The organism is Acidimicrobiia bacterium (assembly GCA_036396535.1).
Lineage (GTDB): Bacteria > Actinomycetota > Acidimicrobiia > Spongiisociales > UBA5794 > DASWKR01.
The window spans coordinates 1-20,155 of the sequence record DASWKR010000016.1 but is presented as its reverse complement, the minus strand read 5'-3'; the positions used below and the strand labels follow the sequence as shown (position 1 = coordinate 20,155).

Sequence of the window (20,155 nt, the reverse complement as noted above, 5' to 3'; positions counted from 1 at the left end):
CAACGGCTCAGTAGCCGCCCGCCAGCTTGCGATGGTCCCAACTGACGACCCTGCGCGGCTCCACGATGACGGCAGTGTTCTTCTCGGCGTACCGGCCCCACGTCGCCTCGAGCGTCTCGGCGTCGAGCTCGACGGGCTGGTCGTCCATCATCGGGTAGCGAGCGGCCAGCCGGCCGTAGACCTCGAGCACGTAGGCCCTGTCCGTCACCAGGCGGGCGTCGCCTTCGATCGTCACTCCCCGCAGGTCGGAGTACGCCTCGCCTTCCTCGACGAGCACCGTGACCTTGGGGTTGCGGGTGAGGTTGACGATCTTCTGCGACTTCGTGAACGAGCGGAACACCACTCTCCCGTCGTCGACGACGTACCACATCGGGGCCAGATGCGGATACCCGTCCCTGCCGACGCTGGCGACCTGGAGCGTGCGGTCCGCATCGAGGAAGCGGCTGATCTCCTCCTCCGTCATGGTGATGTCCTTGCGAGCCATGGGCGCGAATGTAGCGCCCGATGAGAACCGGGGAGCATCCGCCCCCGCCCGCCCCGAACGATGCGATACTTGTGAAAGCGCGGACGGCCGTCCGTCGCGGGCGACCTCAGCGGGGGCGGCCGACGACGCAGCGGGAGGTCTCCGCAGCCATCCGAGAGCGGCGTTCCCCCAACCCTGCGGGTGGGGAGAGAGGAAGCGACATGCCGGACAAGACCACCGTTCCGATGATCCGTGCCCGCAAGGGCCGCGACAAGATCAGGATGGTCACCGCCTACGACTACCCGACGGCGCGGATCGCCGACCGAGCAGGCGCAGACGTCATCCTCGTCGGCGACTCCGTCGGCAACGTGGTGCTCGGCAGGCCCGACACGCTCGGCGTCACCGTCGACGAGATCGTTCACCACACTGCGGCCGTGATGCGTGCCGAACCCCAGGCCCTAGTCGTCGCCGACATGCCCTGGCTCAGCTACCACACGACATCCGAAGATGCCGTCACGAACGCCGCCAGGATGATCCGAGAGGGTGGAGCCGCCGCGGTGAAGCTCGAGGGCGGCGCCAAGCGCGCCGCCGTGATCAAGGCGATCCTCGATGCGGAGATCCCTGTGCAGGGCCACATCGGGCTCACGCCCCAGTCCGTGCACGCCATGGGAGGAATGCGGGTGCAGGGGCGGGAGGCCGACGCGGCATACGAGCTGATATCCGACGCCAAAGCGCTCGCCGACGCAGGGGTCTTCTCGATCGTCCTCGAAGGCGTCCCGGACGTGCTCGCTGAGATCGTCACGCGTGAGGTCGACGTGCCGACGATCGGAATCGGAGCGGGGGCGTCTTGCGACGGACAGGTGCTCGTCTTTCACGACGTCGTGGGCCTCGGCGGCGGCGACTACCTGCCGAAGTTCGTGCGGCAGTACGCCGGCCTGGCCGACACCGCCGTCGAGGCGCTGGCGCGCTGGTTCGAGGACGTGCAGAGCGGCGCCTTCCCCGGGGAGGCGGAGACGTATCACATGCCGGCTGAGTCGGCGGCGGTCCTTCGCGAGCTCACGGAGAGCGCCTTCGGAACCGCCGACGAGCTCATGGCGGACGAGGCGATGGAGAAGTAGCCCCGGCTAACGGTACGCCGCCGGGTTGGTAGCTTCGGTGGATGCGCCACCTCCTGGTCGTCGCCCTGATCGTGGCTGCCTGCGGATCGTCCGACGACGGATCCCGGCCGGTCGCATCGACGCCGTCCCCGGCAACAACCCCGGCAGCGGCTCCGACGACGACGGCCGCGCCGACGGAGGCGCCGTCGTCCACCACCGGCGCGGCCGACATCCCGTCGCAGATCGATCGACTCACCTACGTCGCCCTGACGATCGGGGAGCGCACCCTGCCCCTCGTCGCCGTCGCCGACAGTCCGACCGAACGAACCCGGGGTCTGATGTTCGTCGAAGACCTCCTCGACGTGGACGGCATGCTGTTCGTCTACGCCGAGGAGCGCTTCGGATCGTTCTGGATGAAGGACACCCTGATCCCCCTCGACATCGCCTTCTTCGACGCCGGGGGGCGCCTCGTCACCAAGCTCGAGATGGAGCCCTGTGACGCCGGTGACAACTGCCCGAGCTACTCGCCGGAGGGCGAGTTCCAGTTCGCGCTCGAGACGGAGGCGGGGGATCTCGCCTGGCTCGAGGACGGCGACGTCCTCCTCGTGCCATGACGCCGTCCGCAGTGGTGTACGCAGGACGGGCGACCCCGCCGATGGGGTACACTCCTGAACCCAATCCACCCCTGCTCCCGAGGCAGATCGGGGGCCTTCCGTCTCACGGATGTCCACAGGAGGTGCTGCCGTGCGCAGCTATGAACTCATGATGATCCACCGGCCCGAGCTGGCCGAACCGGACGTCAGGAACAGCATTGGCGAGGTCGAGTCCACGCTCAACGAAGAAGGCAGCGTCGCCAAGACGGACTTCTGGGGGAAGCGCAGGTTCGCCTACGAGATCGACCACATCAACGAGGGTTACTACTCGGTGATCGAGTTCTCGGGCGATGTCGATCTCGTCGCCAAGATCGACAGGGCACTTTCCCTCGCCGACTTCATCGTGCGGCACAAGATCATTCGACGCGACGGGAGCTGAGGCGGATCCTGTCGTACCCCGCGTGCAGACTCGCAGCAGTGGCGAGCGGGCAGCCAGAGAGAGAGCAGAGATGAGCACCAACAGCGTGACACTGATCGGGAACCTCGTCGACGACCCGGAGCTTCGCTTCACACCATCGGGCGTCGCCATGACGAAGGTGCGGTTCGCCGTCAGTCGCCGCTACCAGGACCGCGACAACCAGTGGCAGGAGGAGACGAGCTTCTTCAGCGGCACGTGCTGGCGCGACATGGCGGAGAACGTCGCCGAATCCCTCCAGAAGGGCATGCGAGTCATCGTCACCGGCCGTCTCGAGCAGCGTAGCTGGGAGACCCAGGACGGTGAGAAGCGGTCGACGATCGACGTCAACATCTTCGACATCGGGCCCTCCATCCGCTGGGCGACCGCGGCCGTCACGAAGACTCCGCGCGCCGGCGGCGGTGACTACTCGACGCCGGCCGCTCCGGTCGGACGAGAAGACTATGGCCCGGACGAGGCCCCGTTCTGAGCCGACCAGGAGGAAATCCATGGTGAACGACAAGCGGCAGAAGAGGCGCCGTCCCGGCGGCCCCGACATCCGGCGCAAGCGCCGGACCTGCCAGTTCTGTGAGGACAAGAGCATCACGATCGACTACAAGGACGTCGCCCTGCTCCGCAAGTACATGTCGGACAGGGGCAAGATCCGCTCCCGCCGGGTGACGGGGGCGTGCTCGATCCACCAGCGACGTGTCGCCCAGGCGGTCAAGAACGCCAGGGAGATGGCGCTCCTGCCGTACATCCAGAATCGGGGATAGCCGATGAGGGTCATACTCACGAAGGACGTGTCGAGCCTCGGCCTGAAGGGCGACATCGTCGACGTCTCGGACGGCTACGCCCGCAACTACCTCGTACCGAGGAGCCTCGCCGTCAAGGCGACGGACGGGGCTGTGCGCCAGGCCGAGGCGATGCGGCGCGCTCGCGAGGAGAATGAGCGCAAGGTCAAGGAGGATGCCGAGAACCTGGCGACGGCCCTCATCGGCTCACGCGTGGTCGTTGCGGCGCGCGCCAGCGACGAAGGCCGACTGTTCGGATCGATCGGGTCCGCCGACGTCGCCGAGGCGATCCGCAAGTTCACCGGTGTCGAGATCGATCGGGCGATCGTTGCGGTCCGGTCGCCGATCAAGGAGATCGGCATCCACGAGGTGACGTTGAAGCCGCATGCCGACATCGAGTTCCAGATCACCCTCGACGTCATCCCCGCCTAGAGGCGGGCCGGGTCCCGCAAGGATCCCGCGAAGCGCCGACAGGCTGCGGTGCGCGACGGCGTCATTCCCGGTCGGGGGTGTGTCGAACCGGAGGGACACGTTGCGGTCCCCCCGGCTCGTTCACGGTCACGCTTCCGGTGGGCTCAGCACCTTGTCGATGACGTGGATGACCCCGTTCGAGGCTTCGATGTCGTAGCGGTCGATCGTTGCGTCCCCGACCATCACGGTCTCGCCGTCGACGGTGACGTCGAGCGTCGCGCCCGTCAGCGTCGTGAACGAATCGCCCGCCATCCCCATGACCATCTCGGCGTCGTCCATTGCGGCCACGACGTGGTAGCCGAGGACCGATTGGAGCATCTCGGCGCCGGCGAACGCCTCTTCCATCGACATGCCGGCATCTGCGAGGTAGGTCTCGAATGCGGCATCGCTCGGCGCGAAGATCGTGAACGGGCCCTCACCGTGGAAGTCCTCCATGATCCCTGCCGCCCCGAGCGCTTCGAGGAACGTCCCGAGGTCGCCCTCGGCCTCCGCAACCTCGAGCACGTCGCCCATCTCCTCCATCTGCTCCGTGGCGGACGGCGACGTAGTCGTCGCCACCGTGGTGGCTTCTGGCGCGGTGGTGGACGGTGTGGAGTCGCCTCCGCACCCGGCCGCGACGAGTGCGAGCGCCAGCAAGGCGCCGGCGCGAGTGGTTGGTTTCACGAGTGGTCCTTTCGGTCGAGTAGCCCACTCCGCAACCAAGCAGACCGAGGTCGATCTGTCGTCGGCTCCACGGCATTGTTCCGCAGATGTTCAGGTGACGTTCCTCGCCCGTTCCGAAAGCGGCCGATCTGAGCTCCCGGCGCGGTCAGCCGGCACCGACGAGCACGGCGAGCCCTGCGGCGATCAGCACCGCTCCGAGGAGCCGGCGTCTGGCGTGGTGCTCACCCAAGAGGAGCCAGGCGCCCAGCGCCCCGAAGACCACAGACGTCTCTCGGAAGGCGGCGACGAGGCCGAGCGGCGCCAGCCGGGCGGCAGCCAGCACGAGCACGTACGCCAACGCCGAGGCCGTTCCAGCAGCGAGGTGGCGCCCGCCCTCGCGACGCAGGGCGCTTCGCACGAGCCGGGCACCCCGGAGGCGGAGGATCGTCGGCACGTAGACGGCCGCGTTGCCCAAGAAGACGCACACCGTGTAACCGAATGCCGAGTCGAGCCTCCGCACCGCCGAGGCGTCGATGAGCGTGTACGTGGCGATGAGGGCCCCGGTGGCGAGCGCCCATCGCATGCCTCCGGACCGGGAGGAGCCCTGAGCGACGAACAGGACACCTGAGATCACGAAGGCGATGGCGACCAGGCCGGCCGCACTCGGCACGTCGTCCAGCACCAGAGCGGCGAGCACCGTGACGAGGACCGGCGCCGCACCGCGAGCCACCGGGTAGACGAGTGACAGGTCGGCTCGCTCGTACGCGCCGACGAGGGTGAGCCCGTACGCCAGGTGGACGAGCGACGACGCCACGAACCAGGGCCACGCCTCCCAGGGCACGTCGACGAAGAGCAAGAACGGGGCGAAGGCGAGTGCACCCATGGTGACCTGGGCGAACGCCGCGACGAGGCGATCGCTGCTTGCCTTCACGACCAGGTTCCACGACGCGTGCAGCACGGCCGAGGCGAGCACCAGCGTCAAGGCGTCGAGGCTCACGAGTCGGCTTCGCCCGGCGCTCGGTGGAGCACGCCGCCCGACCGGCCGGCCTCCCCGGCGTGGCCGGATGAGCGGCCGGCCGGCCTGGGAGACGCCACGAGGGCCTCAGTCATCGACGCACGAGGCGTGGCGACGGCACTCCGGGGGAACCGGGTGCGAAAGGCGCTCTCCGACAGGGGAGCCCGACGGCGCGCTGCTAGACGGCGACCGATGCGTCGCGTCCCATGTCGGCGAAGAGGGTGAACTCGGGGAGGAAGGTCATCTCGACTCGACCCACTGCGCCCTGGCGATGCTTGGCGATGTTCACCTCGGCGATCCCCTTCGTCTCCTGCGCCTCGGGGTAGTAGTACTCGTGGCGGTAGATGAACATGACGACGTCGGCGTCCTGCTCGATCGACCCGCTCTCTCGCAAGTCGCCGAGCCGAGGCCGCTTGTCCTCCCTCGCCTCCAAGGCCCGGTTGAGCTGGGAGGCGGCGATGATCGGTACGTTCAGCTCCCTGGCGAGGTGCTTGAGCCCGCGGCTGATGGTTGCGATCTCCTGTTGGCGGTTCTCGCCTCCCGACGCCTGCATGAGCTGGAGATAGTCGACGACGACGAGCGACAGGCCCGGCCTGCGTCGCATCCGCCGGCATTTCGCCCTGATCTCGGTGACCGTGAGCGACGGCGAGTCATCGACGTAGATCGGCTTCTTGTAGAGGACGCTCGCAGCGTTCGACATCTTCGTGAAATCCGACTCGTTGAGCCGCCCCGTCCGCAGCTTCTGCGAATCGATCCTGCCGAGGGAGCAGAGCATGCGCGTCACCACTTCCTCGCGGCTCATCTCCAGCGTGAAGATGGCGACCGGCTCGTCCGTGATGGCCACGTTCTGTGCGATGTTGAGGGCGATCGTCGACTTCCCCATGCCGGGCCTGGCCGCCACGATCACCAGGTTCGTCGGGTGCAGGCCGGCCAGCTTGCGATCGAGGTCGCGAAAACCCGTTGACAAGCCCGTGACCTCGTTTCCCTTTCGGTTCAGCTCCTCGGCGAGCTCGATGGCAGGCCCGAGAAGCGGATCGATGGGGGCCAGGCCGTCGCCCACCCGGCGCTCCGACACCGCGAACACGGCCTGCTCCGATCTGTCGAGCACCTCGGTGATGGGCTCGTCCATCGTCGTCGCGAACGTCGAGACCTCGCCGCCGACGCGCATCAGCCTGCGTCGCAGGGCGTGCTCCTCGACGATCGAGACATAGTGGTCGATGTTCGACGTCGCCGGGACTGCGTCGATCAGATGGGTGAGATAGCCGAGGCCGCCGATGCGCTCGAGCATCTCGGTGCGCCGCAAGGCCTCGGAAACGGTGACCGCATCGATGGGCTCGTTGGCGTCGAACAGCGAGGAGACCGCCTCGAAGATCGCCTGGTGGACCGGCCGGTAGAAGTCCTCGGGGCGCAGCTTCTCGAGCGCCACGTTGGCAGCGTCGGAGGAAAGGAGGACGGCGCCGAGCACCGACTCCTCGGCCTCGGCGCTGTGTGGTGGGGTGTGCAGGGTCCCTGGCCGGTCGACGAGTGATGTCACTCTGTCCTCCACTGCTCTGATTGTGTCACTGTCCTACCGGTTGCTTGTGACAGATTTCGATGGCGCGCCAGCCCGCGGCGTCGTACATAGGGAAGCGCGGCGAGTGTACGGGCCACTCCCCGGGTCGGGAAAACCAAGGAGCAGAAGAGTTTTCGCGCTCGGGTCAATCCACGACGATTCGGCGCCGTTCCTCGCCGACGAGTGCCGCGATGACGACCACGGCGACGACGATGGCGGTGACGAGCCCTGGAGCAGCCTGGGTGGCGAGGGCCGCCGCGGCGATCACGAGCACCGCCACCAGGCGGTCGAGGGGCAGGCGAGTCGTGGCGTGATGGAGGCCGACTGCGAGGGAAACGAGGACGAGCGACGTGCCCACGACGATGGCGAAGCGGCCGTATCCGCTCAACGGATCGGATGGGTGCGCCACGATCTCCTCGGAGGCGACGGCGAAGAGGACGATGCCGAGGACGATGGGGAAGTGGAGGATCGTGTAGAAGTCCCTCGCGAACCGCCCGCGCTGCTTGCCGACGAGGGCGTCCAGCTTGCGTTCGGCCGCCGGGGCGGCGCCGTGGAAGTAGGACCAGAACAAGGCGGCGGCGATCACGAACGACACGACGAGCGCCGCCGCCTGGACGAGTGTTCTCGGTGTCCCGACGGCGCTCACCCCGATGGCGATGATCGACTCGCCGAGGGCGATGATGACGAACAGGCCGTGTCGTTCGGCGAAGTGCCGGGCTGCGACGTGCCACTCGCCCCGGCCCGCCAGCGCCGCGGCGACGAGGTCGACCGCGATCGACGCCAGCCACAGGACAGTCCTCGCCGGGTCGTCGACGAGGCCTCCTGCCAGGACGACGAGTGGCGGCACCATTGCGAACGGCAAGAAGGTGAGCAGAGCGGCTCGCTGCTGTGGGCTCTCCCGGACGCCCAGGAAGTAGACCAGCGCCGCCGTGTACCGCACCGCCAGGTACGCTCCACCGAGCCACGCTCCCGCGGTCGTGTACGCCTCCGGCACCGCCCCCGCAAGCAGGAGCAGGCCTGCCATGGCGGCCAGCAGGGTGAGTCTGATCAGGAGCGTGTCGGTGCCCGTCCAGTTCGTCGTCCAGGTGAACAGGCCCCAGGTCCACCAGAACATCATCAGGAGCATGGCGCCGCGCAACGTGCCCGCTGCGGAGTGGGTCTCCTCGAAGATCGCCACGACCTGGGTGACGGCGAGGACGAACACGAGGTCGAAGAAGAGCTCGAGCGTCGAAGCGGCCCGATCGAGACCCATCGACGAGGCAGGAGCGTCGGTCATCGGCGGATCGTAGGAACGGTCAGGCGAGCGCTGCTGCGATCTCGCCCGCCACGATCGTGTTCGACTCGAGGAGAGCCAGGTTCGCCTGCAGCGAACGACCGGCGCTTCCATCGGCGATGAAGGCGAGCAGGAAGGGCGTGAGGTCCTTGCCTTCGACACCTTGGTCGGAAGCTGCGGCCACGGCTGCCGACACGAGCGCCTCGGCGTCCTCGGCCGGCAGAGCCTCCGCCTCGGGAACAGGGTTGGCGAACACGATGCCCGAACTGAGCCCGAGCTCGGCGTGGGCACGGATCACCTCCGCCGCGTGGCGCGCGGATGTCACGACGTGATCGAGGGGCAGCCGGCTCGAGCGCGAGTAGAAGGCGGGAAACTCGTGGGTCCGGTAGCCGACGACGGGGACGCCGAGGCTCTCCAGGACTTCGAGCGTCTTCGGGATGTCGAGCACCGACTTGGCGCCCGAGCAGACGACGGCAACGCGGTTCGTTGCCAGCGCTCCCATGTCGGCGGAGACGTCGAAAGTGGAGCCGGCGCCGCGGTGGACCCCTCCGATGCCTCCGGTCGCCATGACGCGCACCCCTGTCCGCGCCGCGGCCCACATCGTCGTGGCGACCGTCGTGGCGCCCAGGGCGCCCGCCACCGACACAGCCGCCAGGTCGCGCATGCTCACCTTGGAGACGTCGCCCCCTGCGGCGATGCGGGCGATCTCGTCCGGCGCCATCCCGACCACGACCTCGCCGTCGACGACGCCGACCGTCGCCGGGACCACGCCCATGTCGTCGAGGCGTGCCTCGAGGAGCGTCGCCATCTCGAGGTTGGTCGGCCGCGGGAGGCCGTGGGCGATCACCGTCGACTCGAGCGCCACGACGGGGGAGGAAGAGGCGAGCGCCGCAGCGACGCGGGGTGCGACCCGGATCATCGGTCGGATTGTGGCACGCCGCCTCAGGCCGGCGCCGATGGGTCACCGCGACGACGGGTCACAAAGAGAGAGCAGCCCCCGAAGGGGCTGCTCGTTCATCCGGACGGTCGCTCTGAGGAGGAGTCGGAGGGAAGGGGACCTCCGTTGTGTTCCGGTGGAGTGCAGGAACACCGCCCGAATTCTCTCTTGTACCCGATGTCATCGGCAGGAACGCCCCTGTTCCTTGATCTCTTTGCGCCCCCGACCTGGGTCATTCATCGCGGCGCGCGATGACTAGTCACTGGGAGGGAGCCAGCCGGTGATCGACCACACGTGCCCATCAGGGTCGCGGAAGTGGGCGGCGTGCAACTCGCGGCCGTCGTGCGCCATCACCATCCTGGGCTCGATCTCGAATGGCACGCCGCGTGCCTTCATCTCCTCGTACGCCGAGCGCACGTCCCCGACCTCGAGCACCACCTCGCTGTTGGTCGCGTCCGGCTGCTGGGTCGCATCGGCGTTGAGGGCGACCCGGATGTTGCCGGCGTCGAGGAACGAGAACTCGGGCGACTCGGAGAGCACCCCCAGCCCAAGGGCGTCGCGATAGAACTCCAGTGACCGCTCCATCGACGCGACCCGCAGGATGATGTTGCTGACCTTCATGGCGGTTCACGCTACTCGCGGCGATAGGCTGACGGTCGAGGGCGGCGCAGGAGGCCCCGGTGTGCGCACAGCAGCTGTTCGAGGTGACGGGGCTGCGCGTCGCCGTCATGGATCCGACCGGTCGGGGAGACGAGCGAATCTTCGTCGAGCCCTTCGGACCGCGCCTCGGGGGCGAGTGGACCCAGGTGGTCCACGGGATCGACTTCTCCGTCGCGCCGGGTGAGGTCCTGGCCATCGTCGGCGAGTCCGGGTCGGGCAAGACGCTGACCACGATGGGCGCTCTCGGCCTGCTCGGCCCCACCGCAAAGGTCGTCGCCGGCACCATCCGCTTCCGCGACCTGCAGCTCCGTCCCACGAGGCAGCTCGAGCGCAGCAGAGCGCCGCGCCGCTTCCTCCCCAAGAGAAGGCCGAGGCGCGGGGAGCGCTTCATGGAAGAGCTGCTCGACGACGACTACCGCGAGGTGCTCGGCACCGAGATCGGGGTGATGTTCCAGGATGCGGTGAGAAGCTGGGCACCGGCCGAGCTCATCGGGATCCAGGCAGGTGAGCCCCTCGACGAGCACACCGGACTCACCACGGAGATGATCAACGAACGCGTGCTCGACGCCCTCGGCGAGGTGCAGCTCCCGCGAGCCCGGGCGTTCTCGTCCTTTCGTCACGAGCTCAGCCAGGGACAGGCGCAGCGAGCGATGCTGGCGGCGGCCCTCGTCAAGGCCCCGGCCCTCCTCGTGGCGGATGAGCCGCTCTCGGGGCTCGATGCCTCTGTCGCCGCATCGGTGCTCTCGTTGATCCGCGACATGCGTGACCGGCGCGCCATGGCGATGATCCTCGTCACCCACGACCTGGCGACCGTGGCCTCACTCGCAACCAGGGTGATCGTGATGTACCTCGGCCGCATCGTCGAGGAAGGCCCCGTCGAGCAGATCTTCGCCTCGCCGCGCCATCCCTACACCGAGGGGCTGCTCGGGTCGATACCCTGGGCAGGCTCCGAACGGCTACGACCGATCAGAGGCTCCCCGCCGCGCATCACGGACGCCCCTGCCGATCGGTGCGGTTTCGCTCCGCGCTGCAACCACGTCACGACGGAATGCCTGGCGGGCGTCCCCGACCTCGACGCCACCGGGGCCGGCCGTGCGGCGTGCGTCAACAAGCACCTCATCTCGCTGCGAGGGGTGCGGGGATAGCGCCGCAGCACGCACAGCCCTCCGCCCCGGCGTCGCCGGGCCCGGAGCACGCCTCTCTTGCATGGGGAGCACCCATCGCAGCATCCGGATTACGGTATTCGGGTCGGAGGCAACAACTCACGTGAGGCTCGTGCCCTATATCGATCTCGTGGTCCGCCGCGTGTGGGCGAAACGAGGCATCCTCGTCGGGTCGCTGCTCGGAGCGACCCTGGTGATCGCGCTGCTGGTCATCGTGCCGCTCTACGAAGCTTCGGTGCAGGCAGTCGACCTCGTGTTCACGGTACGGGGGGCACCTGCGAGCCAGGTCGACCTGGTGGCGCTCGAGACCACGTCCTCCTACTCCGCCGCCACGGCCGCATCGAACAGGGATCTCGTCGCCGACACCCAGGCTCGCTCACTGGCGGAGTGGTACCCCTCCATCATCGAGCGCACGCAGTCGCGTGAGCTCGTCGTCATCCCGATCGGAGGCTCCGAGGACTGGCTCGGGTCGGCCGAGGAGTGGCGCGGCGAGATCGCCCGGCTCGAGGCCGATGGAACGCCGCCGGAAGAGTTTCCGCAGGCCCCGTATCCGACGCCGCCTCAGGAGCCTCTGCAGGTTCGTCTCCTCACCAGCCCGTTCATGGAGGAGGCGGTGACCGTCGTCTCGGGTGAGTTCCCGCCGACGAGCAGCAGCCCCGCAAGCGGTGGGGATCCATTGCGGATCGCCATCGGTTCCGACGTCTCGAGACTCGGAGCTCTCGACGTAGGAGACCGCTTCGTCCTCAAGCCCTTTCTCGGCCAGCGGGAGACCTTCGAGGTCGTCGAGATTGCCGGGATCGTTGAACCTGTGGACCCAGGAGCGAAGATCTGGGGGATCGACGACCCGTCGCGGATGATCTACGTCGACCAGGCGACGTTCGACGCGTGGACCACCCAGATCCCGATCACGCCGACCGAGGATCCCTGGCTGCGGCCGTTCCGAGGGCTCGTCCAGACGAGCGCCACGCAGCGATTCGTCCTCGAGCTGGCGCCCGACGAGCTCGACCTCGAGGAGTTGGCAGCGATCCGAGGCGCCGTCAACTCGTTCAGGGCCGAGACGGCTCAGGCGACCGGGGGCGCCATGGCAACCAGTTCAGGGCTCACCTCGCTACTCGACGCCTTCGGCGTGCGGTCGGTCGTCGTCGGAGCCCCGATCCTGGCGATCCTCGCTCTCGTGGTCGGCGGTGCGCTGTACTTTCTGGTCTACACGGCGGCCCTCACCCTCGAGCGCGAGGGGCCTGAGATGGCCTTGCTGAGGACGAGGGGAGCGAGCACGTGGCAGACGGTCGGGATCCACCTCGCCCAATCGCTACTCATCGCAGGGGTCGCCGGCGCGGCGGCCCCATACGTCGCTCGGCTCATGGTGGGCCTGACGGGGCGCATCCCCCCGCTCTCCGAGCTCACGGGTGGCGAGCCGCTTCGGGTCGCCCAGCTCCAATCCGTCGTCCCGTGGGTCCTCGGCGGGGCCGTCACGACGTTCGTGGCGATGGGGCTGGCCATCATCCCTTTCGCCAGGCGGCGCGTGCTGGAGCTGCGCTCACTCGCCGCCCGCCCCACCGGCACCTCCGTGTGGCAGCGCTACAACCTCGACCTCTTCGCTATCGCACTGTCACTCGTGATCCTCGTCCAACTCGCGCAGCGCGGTTTCATCAACACGTCGGGCGACGAGGTGGCCCTCGACCCGGTCGCCGTCGTCTTCCCGGTGTTGCTGCTGTTCACAGGCGCTCTCGTGCTCCTGCGGGTGCTCCCGTGGGTGTTGCGCCTCGTCGGGTGGCTGATGACGAAGAGGCGCGCCATGCCCCTTGCGCTGCCGGGCTGGCATCTGGGTCGAAACCCGATCCCCTACGGCCGGCTCGCTCTGCTCGTGTGGCTCACGACGGGCTTCGGGGCGTTCGCGCTCACGTACGCCAACACGTTGGAGGGGTCGTTCACCGACAGGGCGGCCTTCGCAGCCGGAGCGGACCTGCGCATCGTCGCACCAGGTGCCGGTTTCCTCGCGGTGCCGGACGGCGACGCGGGGACGGGGGTGCTCAGGACGTCCGGCGGTCCGCGCCGCGCCCAGTCGCGCCCCGCCGAGGGCATCGCCATTCGCCCGGACGAGTTCTCGGAAGTGGTCGTCTGGCGGTCGGACTTCGGCGTCGACCCCTCGTCGGTGTTCTCGCCGCTTCGCCCGGACGGTGACCCGCCGGACCAGGGCGTCACCCTGGCCGCGGACGCCACGGCCATCCGCCTCGACGGCATCGTGGTTCCTTCCACGGTCCTCGCCGAAGTGGAGCTGAGCACCGCCCTGCAGGACAGGACCGTCCGTTGGATGGCGAAGGTCTTCGATGCCGACGGCAAGGTATGGACGATGCAGGCCGACGAGGACCTCGTCACGACCGAGTGGCGGACCGTGGCCATCGATCTCGGTGAGGGCCGCCCGGCTTACCCCAGCCCGCCGGTGCCTCCGCTCACGATCCATGCCATCTGGGTCGAGCGCGTCAACCCGACAGACGGGAACGTCACGAACGGTGAGCAGGTGGTCGTCTCCTCCATCGAAGTTGTCACGCCGGCAGGCCGGGCCGACCTGCGGGCCGACCTGTACGGTGAGCTCCAGCCATCAGAAGGCATGTCGATCCGCGAGGACCAGACCGCCATGACTGCGCGCGACGCCCGTTTTCGCGAGCTCCCCGAAGGCCAGGAACCCCCGACAGCCGAAGAGCTCGCAGCGTCGCCATTGGCGAGGGAGGGCCAAGCAGATGTCTGGGTGTTCCCGGTGCGAGGCCGCATCGGCGCCACCGTTCCCCAGCTCCGGATGCCCCCAGTCCCGGTGCGGGTCCTCCTCGACGCGGAGGCGGCAGCCAACGCCGGCCTCGAGGTCGGCGAGTCGGCGGCGTTCTCGGTCGAGGGCACCGTGTTCGACGCCGAGCTCGCCGGGCTCGTGGGACCGGTTCCGACGGTCACGGATCGCCGCTTCCAAGGGACGATGGTCTTCGACATCGACGCCATGAACATGCTGTTGAACGGCGAAGCGACGTGGAGCTACAACACGACGCCCCGACGGGTGACCGCACCCCAGGAGCTCTGGGTGAGGACGGACGACGCCGATGCCGCCGCCCGCCGCGTCTCCGGTCAGCTCCCCCCGAGCGAGAGCCCCGACGAGGTCATCACGATCGCCGGCGCCGAGGCGCAGTTCTCGAGCAGGCCCGTCCAAGTCGGTCTGGTTGCGATCCTCTTCGTCGGTGCTGCCACGTCGATCGCACTCGCCTTGTTCGGGGTCACCGGGTACGTGCTGCTCGCCGTCGCCAGGCGCGCCAGGGAGATGGGGGTGCTGCGCGCCCTCGGGCTGGGGCGGTCGAGCGTTGCTGCCACGTTCGCTGTCGAGCAGCTCGTCGTCCTCGGGCTGGGCGCCGTCATCGGCATCGCCGGGGGAATCGCCCTCATGAAGGCGATGCTGCCCTTCCTGCAGCTCGGCGAGACCGCCGAGGACATCGTCCCGCCGATCATCCTGAGCATCGACTGGATCGTGCTCCTCGGCTACGTCGCCTTCGTCGGAGCGCTTCTCATCGTGTCCGTCGTGTGGGCGACGCGGCGGGTGTCCGTGCGGAGGATGAGCGAGGTCCTCCGGGAGGTGGAGCGCTGATGGCGCTGATCATCGACTGCCGCAACCTCATCAAGATCCACAAGCAGGGAAACCTCGAGGTGGTGGCGCTCCAAGGCCTCGACTTCGTGATGGAGGAGGGAGAGTTCGTCGCTGTGGTAGGCAGGTCGGGAGCCGGCAAGTCCACGCTTCTGCAGATCCTCGCCGGTCTCGAGTCTCCGTCCGCAGGCAAGGCGCACGTCGCCGGGACCGACCTGGAGGACGTGACGCAGTCGGGCCTCGTGAAGCACTACAGGCGCAATGTCGGGTTCCTCTGGCAGGACTTCACCCGCAACCTCCTTCCTTACCTGAAGGCCGCCCAGAACGTCGAGCTGCCGATGCTGATGGCCGGCGTCTCACGCAAGGTGCGCAGACAGCGCACGGAGGGGTTGCTCGAGGCCACCGGCCTCCGCAGCAAGGCGTACGCAAGGGTGGCGACGATGTCGGGCGGCGAGCAGCAGCGGCTCGCCTTGTGCGTTGCGCTCGCCCTCGGCCCCCGCTTGTTGCTGGCAGACGAGCCGACGGGTGAGCTCGACACCGAGACGGGCCTCGAGGTGTACGAACTGCTGCGCCGCATGTCACACGAAGGCGGCTTGTCCGTCCTGGTCGTGACCCACGACGTCGCCCTTGCGGTGCGCTCCGACAGGGTGGTGCGGCTCGAAGACGGCAGGACCGCAACCGAACGGCGCAAAGGAGCATCGGAGGTGCTGACCGTCGACGAGCGAGGAGGGGTGCGCCTGCCGCGCGACCTACTCCTCCAAGCGGGGATCGGGCGCCACGTCAGGGCGCAGACGACCGAGGACGGGATCCTCCTCTCGCCCGAGGAGGCGGCGGGCGAGGTGGGATCGTGAGCCTCGAGCTGCGCAACGTGACGAAGCGCTACCCGGGCGGCGCGGTCGGGGCAGCCGGCGTCAGTGTCACGATCGACCCGGGCCAGCTGGTCGCCTTCTTCGGGCCCTCGGGTTCCGGCAAGACATCCCTTCTGCACATCGCCGGCGTCCTACAGCCGCCGGACGAGGGAGAAGTCTTCCTCGACGGCGAGCGCGTCGACACGCTCGAGGAGGATGCCGCCGCGGTACTGAGGAGAACGAAGCTCGGCTTCGTGTTCCAGACGGCCGGCCTGCTGGCGCTGCTGTCGGCAGAGGAGAACGTCGACGTCTCGCTGCGGCTGATCGGGGTCGGGGGCCGTGAGGGGCGGGAGAAGGTCGGCGCGGCGCTCGCCGCGGTCGGGATGGAGGGGAGGTTGGGGCACAGGCCCGACGAGTTGTCGGGCGGCGAGCAGCAGCGGGTCGCCATCGCCAGGGCTCTGGTCCACGGACCGGGGTACATCCTCGCCGACGAGCCGACCGGGGAGCTGGACACGGGCACGGGGGCAGCCGTTCTCGACCTGCTCGAGGGGATCTCTCGAAACGGGACGGCCGTGCTGATCGCCACTCACGATCCGGCGGCCCTCGAGCTGGCCGACAGGGCGTACTTCGTGCGAGACGGTGCCCTCCACGAGCCCGACAGGGGCGAGCTCAGCATGTGGCTCACCGAAGGAACGACGTTCACGCCGTGAGGGAGGTGGCACCGTCCCTCGGCCCTGGGCCGATCATCCCTCGAAGCTCTCGTGCATCCTGCTCGCCGTGGGACCCGCCTGGTTCATGTACTTCGAGCCGAGGCCTTGCGAGCCGTACGGCGCTTCGGCGGGCGACTTGAGCTCGTAGAACGACACCTGCCCGATGGCCATGCCCGGATAGATGGCGATCGGGAGGTTGGCGACGTTCGACAGCTCGAGGGTCACCTGGCCCTTGAAGCCGGCGTCGACGAAGCCCGCCGTCGAGTGTATGAGCAGGCCGAGCCTGCCGAGACTCGACTTGCCCTCGAGGCGGGCGACGATGTCGTCTGCCAGTCCGACGATCTCCATGGTCGACCCGAGCACGAACTCACCCGGGTGGAGGATGAACGGGTCGTCCTCGCCCGCCTCCACCTGCTTCGTCAGATCGAGCTGGGGTGCCTTGGGATCGATGATCGAGTAGCGGTGGTTCTCGAACACACGGAAGAACCTGTCGCAACGCAGGTCGACGGACGACGGCTGGACCATCGACGGATCGAACGGGTCGATGATGATCCGGCCGGACGAGATCGCCTCGTTGATGTCGCGGTCGGACAGGATCATCGAGCGGATGAGGGGAATCGAACCCCCACTCCGAGCTTGGGAAGCTCGTGTTCTGCCATTGAACTACATCCGCGTCAGAGGGACCAGTGTACCCGAGACATCTCGGCATGGTCCGGGCGCCGGCACCTGAACCCACCCGAGAGCGCCTCTGTGCAGCCGGCAGATCGGCCTCTCCGCCCGATCGAGAACACCGATCGCCGTCCCATCGAAGGCGTCGTCCACCGCGACCGGCGGTGAACCGGCCGGTCAGCGATAGCGGGCGGCGAGGGCCGCGAACTGGCGCTTGAAGGTGCGCTTGGCCAGGAGCGGGTACATCCACCTCGCCGGCCCGGGTGGGCTCTTGAACGTGGCCACGGTGGTCTGAGTCACCTTCGAATCCTCGCCGGCCGGCTCGACGGCGATCGTGATTCGGCGCAGCTGGAATCGATCGTCGGCGACCCAGGTGATCGACCGGCCCTCCGTGGACTCGATGGTGACGTCGACGTCGAACTGCATGCGTCTCCCCCCGGGCCTGTCGAAATGCTGGTGGAATCGGAAGGCCGTGCCTGGAGTGATGGCGCCGCCGGCGATCACTTCGACCGTTTCGACGTTGGAGCACCACTGCGGATCGTTTCGGGTGTCGGCGATGAAGGCGAACACCTCGTCCGGGGGAGCCGGTAGGCGCGCCTCGACGGTGATGGGCTTCATCGTGCGGCCAGTCATGTGTCGGCTCCTCCGATCCTCTCGATGTACCGCTCGATCGACGCCTTCACCTTCGCCCTGGCACCGGTCGGGATCACCCGGCCCCACCAGCCTCCGTAGATCCGGTCGAAATGCAGCCCGTCGAGCACCGAGTCGATGGCTCGGAGCGTCGCCTCGTCGAGTGGGATGAGGTTCGGGTAGCTCCGCATGATCGATATCCACCGGCGGTCTTGCACCACCGCGACGGTGTCTCCCGTGAGGAGCGCTCCCCTTCCCTCTGCGCCTGCTCGCCACTCGAGGACGGCGCTACCGGCGAAGTGACCGCCTGTTCGAACGAGGCGGACACCGGCCACCGGGGACACCGCCTCCTCGTACAGCTCGATGCTCGCGTCCGGACGCATGATCCACTCCCGGTCGGCGACCGGCAAGAAGATCGTCGCACCGAAGGCCCGGGCCCACTCGACCATGACGCCGTAGAAGTGCGGGTGCGACGCCGAGATGGCTGCCAGGCCCCCGAGCCCGGCAACCCGCTCGATGGCCTCGTGGTCCACGAACCCCGGCACGTCCCACAGGACGTTCCCCTGCGGCGTCGTCACCACGAGCCCCCGCTGGTCGATCCCGAGGGCCGGGGTCACCCCGACCCCCCAGAGGCCCGGTTCGACGTCGCGCAGCTCCGTGCGGTGACCCTCCTCCGCCAACTCGGCGAGGGTCGTCCACTGCTGGCCCTCCCACCCGACGTACTGACGCTCATCGTCGCATATGGCGCAGCGCGGTGGCGGCGAGAGCGACGCAGCATGTTGGTGGCCACACGTCCTGCAGATGAAGGAGAGCTCCGAGGACATCAGACCGCCAGGCTCGCAGTTCCCCAAGCCAGGATCACGATTCCGACCCCGAGCAGCCACCAAGCGCGTGCGGCTCGGAACCCGCCGGCGGCACCATGGGGCGCTCGCCCCCTGCGGTGCTGGTAGATGGCGTAGCCGTTGCCGAGCACCATGGCGGCTCCCAGGCCGAGCACCAGCTGGGCGAGCAGCGAGTCGAGGCCGAGGATGTCGACGAAGTCCTGAGCGATCACGCGCCCGAATGTAGCTGGGGGCGGTCCGCCACCCCGCTCCGGGAGCGGACCCGGGCGCCACCGGTTGCGCTGCGACGCGCCGGCCGCGACAACCTCGGGTCGCCGCCTCCGAGCACGCTCGGATCGGCGTCTAGCGTTTGCGGGTCATCTACTCGGGGAGGAGCGCATGGCCCGGTCGGTTCACGTCCTGCGGGTGTTCACTCGAGGGGGCGAGGGCGGCAACCACCTCGGCGTCGTCAACGACTGCATCGGGCTCGACGACGAGATGATGCAGCAGATCGCAGCCGACCTCGGGTTTTCGGAGACGGCGTTCGTCGACTGGCAGCCGGGCGCGCCTCCGGTGGTGCGGATCTTCACGCCGGGAATGGAGCTGCCGTTCGCCGGGCATCCGCTCGTCGGGACCGGGCACGTGATGGGCCGGATGGGGCCGGGGGGCGTCGACCGGCTTCGCTGCGGGATCGGAGAGGTGGGCCTGCGGTTCGAAGGCGATGTGACGTGGGTGCAGACCGGGCCGCTCGGCGAAGTGGCGGCCGGTGACGATCTTGTGGCTCTTGCCGGGGCCGCCGGAGTACCGGCGCCGATCGCCGCCTACCGGGTCATGATGCCGCTCGAATACCTCATCTTCGTGGTCGATTCGGAAGAGGCAGTCGCCTCCGTGGCACCCGATCTCGGAGTGCTCGCCGACCATTTCGGCGTGCTCATCGCCCATCGCCGAGGAAGCGCCGCTCGAGTTCGCTTCTTCGCCCCGGCCGCCGGTGTCCCCGAGGATCCGGCGACAGGGAGCGCCGCCGTCGCCTTGGCGGCCGCCATGCGATCGGCCGGAGAGGAGGAGGGAAGCGTCAAGATCCGGCAGGGCGAGGAGATGGGCCACCCGTCGCTCATCGAGCTGCGGTGGCGCGGTGACGCAACGGAGATCGGCGGTGCCGTGACGCACGACGAGACCAGGTACCTCGAGATCTGATCCCCGCTGCCGGCCGGCGTGCCGCCATCGCTACCGTGGCGCGAGGATGAACCACGACCACGATGGAGCCCAGTCGAGGCCGGTGGGCCAGGTCCGCCGGCTGGCTGTGGCGTTGGCGCTGATCGCGGGGTTCATGGTCGTCGAGTTCGTCGGTGCGGTCCTCAGCGGATCGCTCGCCCTCATGTCGGACGCCGGCCACATGGACCACCGACGCCCTCGGGCTCGGGATGGCCCTGGCGGCCTCGGTCGCCGCCGAACGCGCCTCGGCCGACACGAGGCGAACGTACGGCCTCTACCGGCTCGAGATCCTGGCCGCTCTCGCCAATGCGGTCCTCCTCCTGGCCGTCGCCGGGTACGTCGTCTTCGAGGCGGTCGGGAGGTTCGGGAACCCGCTGGAGGTGATGACGGGGTTGATGCTGGCGATCGCATTGGTGGGTCTGGTCGTGAATCTGGTGGTGTGGCGCGTCTTGAGCGGCGGCCGGTCACGTCCGCTCAACCTCGAAGCCGTCTCGCTCGAGGTCGTCGCCGACACGATCGGCTCGGTCACCGT

The 20,155-nt window shown here is 68.5% G+C and carries 23 protein-coding genes and 1 tRNA gene; 12 read left to right on the top strand and 12 right to left on the bottom strand.

Annotated elements, in window-relative coordinates:
* Positions 1-7: 7 nt before the first annotated feature.
* Positions 8-484 (bottom strand): pyridoxamine 5'-phosphate oxidase family protein, encoded by a 477-nt coding sequence (locus VGC47_02270; protein ID HEX9854115.1) that lies wholly within the window; start codon positions 482-484, stop codon positions 8-10.
* 200 nt (positions 485-684) lie between these two features.
* Here VGC47_02270 and panB point away from each other — a divergent pair, with 200 nt between their 5' ends.
* The 6 genes from panB to rplI all read left to right on the top strand — a co-directional run bounded on the left by panB (position 685) and on the right by rplI (position 3,833).
* Positions 685-1,581, top strand: a complete 897-nt coding sequence (gene panB / locus VGC47_02265) for a 3-methyl-2-oxobutanoate hydroxymethyltransferase (protein HEX9854114.1) — start codon at positions 685-687, stop codon at positions 1,579-1,581.
* A gap of 41 nt (positions 1,582-1,622) precedes the next feature.
* A complete protein-coding gene (locus VGC47_02260; protein HEX9854113.1) occupies positions 1,623-2,174 on the top strand; it encodes a DUF192 domain-containing protein in 552 nt (183 codons plus the stop codon).
* Between the two features lie 130 nt (positions 2,175-2,304).
* Positions 2,305-2,592, top strand: coding sequence for a 30S ribosomal protein S6 (gene rpsF / locus VGC47_02255; GenBank protein ID HEX9854112.1), 288 nt, complete (start codon positions 2,305-2,307; stop codon positions 2,590-2,592).
* 70 nt (positions 2,593-2,662) lie between these two features.
* Entirely contained in the window at positions 2,663-3,097 is a 435-nt protein-coding gene (gene ssb, locus VGC47_02250) for a single-stranded DNA-binding protein (GenBank protein ID HEX9854111.1), read from the top strand.
* Positions 3,098-3,116: 19 nt separating this feature from the next.
* Entirely contained in the window at positions 3,117-3,383 is a 267-nt protein-coding gene (rpsR, locus tag VGC47_02245; GenBank protein HEX9854110.1) for a 30S ribosomal protein S18, read from the top strand.
* 3 nt (positions 3,384-3,386) lie between these two features.
* Positions 3,387-3,833, top strand: coding sequence for a 50S ribosomal protein L9 (gene rplI, locus VGC47_02240; GenBank protein HEX9854109.1), 447 nt, complete (start codon positions 3,387-3,389; stop codon positions 3,831-3,833).
* A 126-nt stretch (positions 3,834-3,959) separates the two neighbouring features.
* Here rplI and VGC47_02235 read toward each other — a convergent pair whose 3' ends face one another.
* The 6 genes from VGC47_02235 to VGC47_02210 form a co-directional block, all read right to left on the bottom strand.
* Positions 3,960-4,535, bottom strand: a complete 576-nt coding sequence (locus VGC47_02235) for a fasciclin domain-containing protein (protein ID HEX9854108.1) — start codon at positions 4,533-4,535, stop codon at positions 3,960-3,962.
* Positions 4,536-4,680: 145 nt separating this feature from the next.
* On the bottom strand, positions 4,681-5,487 hold the full coding sequence (locus VGC47_02230; protein HEX9854107.1) for an EamA family transporter: 807 nt from the start codon (positions 5,485-5,487) through the stop codon (positions 4,681-4,683).
* A gap of 220 nt (positions 5,488-5,707) precedes the next feature.
* Entirely contained in the window at positions 5,708-7,063 is a 1,356-nt protein-coding gene (dnaB, locus tag VGC47_02225; GenBank protein ID HEX9854106.1) for a replicative DNA helicase, read from the bottom strand.
* Positions 7,064-7,226: 163 nt separating this feature from the next.
* Positions 7,227-8,357, bottom strand: coding sequence for a low temperature requirement protein A (locus VGC47_02220; protein HEX9854105.1), 1,131 nt, complete (start codon positions 8,355-8,357; stop codon positions 7,227-7,229).
* Between the two features lie 19 nt (positions 8,358-8,376).
* On the bottom strand, positions 8,377-9,273 hold the full coding sequence (locus VGC47_02215) for a pseudouridine-5'-phosphate glycosidase (protein ID HEX9854104.1): 897 nt from the start codon (positions 9,271-9,273) through the stop codon (positions 8,377-8,379).
* A gap of 273 nt (positions 9,274-9,546) precedes the next feature.
* Positions 9,547-9,912: a VOC family protein gene (locus VGC47_02210; GenBank protein HEX9854103.1), complete on the bottom strand. Its 366-nt coding sequence runs from the start codon at positions 9,910-9,912 to the stop codon at positions 9,547-9,549.
* A 59-nt stretch (positions 9,913-9,971) separates the two neighbouring features.
* Between VGC47_02210 and VGC47_02205 the strand changes: the two genes are divergently transcribed.
* The 4 genes from VGC47_02205 to VGC47_02190 all read left to right on the top strand — a co-directional run bounded on the left by VGC47_02205 (position 9,972) and on the right by VGC47_02190 (position 16,291).
* Entirely contained in the window at positions 9,972-11,096 is a 1,125-nt protein-coding gene (locus VGC47_02205) for an ABC transporter ATP-binding protein (protein ID HEX9854102.1), read from the top strand.
* A gap of 121 nt (positions 11,097-11,217) precedes the next feature.
* Positions 11,218-14,736: an FtsX-like permease family protein gene (locus tag VGC47_02200; protein HEX9854101.1), complete on the top strand. Its 3,519-nt coding sequence runs from the start codon at positions 11,218-11,220 to the stop codon at positions 14,734-14,736.
* A complete protein-coding gene (locus VGC47_02195; protein HEX9854100.1) occupies positions 14,736-15,584 on the top strand; it encodes an ABC transporter ATP-binding protein in 849 nt (282 codons plus the stop codon). Before VGC47_02200 ends, VGC47_02195 begins: the two co-directional genes overlap by 1 nt.
* Complete coding sequence (locus tag VGC47_02190; GenBank protein ID HEX9854099.1) at positions 15,581-16,291, top strand: ABC transporter ATP-binding protein; 711 nt, start codon at positions 15,581-15,583, stop codon at positions 16,289-16,291. Before VGC47_02195 ends, VGC47_02190 begins: the two co-directional genes overlap by 4 nt.
* Positions 16,292-16,324: 33 nt before the next feature.
* Here the strand turns inward: VGC47_02190 and dcd are convergent, their stop codons facing one another.
* The 5 genes from dcd to VGC47_02165 all read right to left on the bottom strand — a co-directional run bounded on the left by dcd (position 16,325) and on the right by VGC47_02165 (position 18,644).
* Positions 16,325-16,891, bottom strand: coding sequence for a dCTP deaminase (dcd, locus tag VGC47_02185; GenBank protein HEX9854098.1), 567 nt, complete (start codon positions 16,889-16,891; stop codon positions 16,325-16,327).
* A 2-nt stretch (positions 16,892-16,893) separates the two neighbouring features.
* A tRNA-Gly gene (locus VGC47_02180) sits at positions 16,894-16,964 on the bottom strand.
* Between the two features lie 173 nt (positions 16,965-17,137).
* Positions 17,138-17,593, bottom strand: coding sequence for an SRPBCC family protein (locus tag VGC47_02175; GenBank protein ID HEX9854097.1), 456 nt, complete (start codon positions 17,591-17,593; stop codon positions 17,138-17,140).
* Positions 17,590-18,414 (bottom strand): hypothetical protein, encoded by an 825-nt coding sequence (locus VGC47_02170; GenBank protein HEX9854096.1) that lies wholly within the window; start codon positions 18,412-18,414, stop codon positions 17,590-17,592. Before VGC47_02170 ends, VGC47_02175 begins: the two co-directional genes overlap by 4 nt.
* The gene (locus VGC47_02165) at positions 18,414-18,644 is read right to left on the bottom strand and encodes a hypothetical protein (GenBank protein ID HEX9854095.1); all 231 of its coding nucleotides are present in this window, start codon (positions 18,642-18,644) and stop codon (positions 18,414-18,416) included. The genes VGC47_02170 and VGC47_02165 overlap by 1 nt, the downstream gene beginning before the upstream one ends.
* Before the next feature lie 166 nt (positions 18,645-18,810).
* Between VGC47_02165 and VGC47_02160 the strand changes: the two genes are divergently transcribed.
* Complete coding sequence (locus VGC47_02160; GenBank protein ID HEX9854094.1) at positions 18,811-19,605, top strand: PhzF family phenazine biosynthesis protein; 795 nt, start codon at positions 18,811-18,813, stop codon at positions 19,603-19,605.
* Between the two features lie 227 nt (positions 19,606-19,832).
* Positions 19,833-20,155 (top strand): cation diffusion facilitator family transporter (locus VGC47_02155; GenBank protein ID HEX9854093.1); only part of this gene is annotated, 323 nt, incomplete at its 3' end.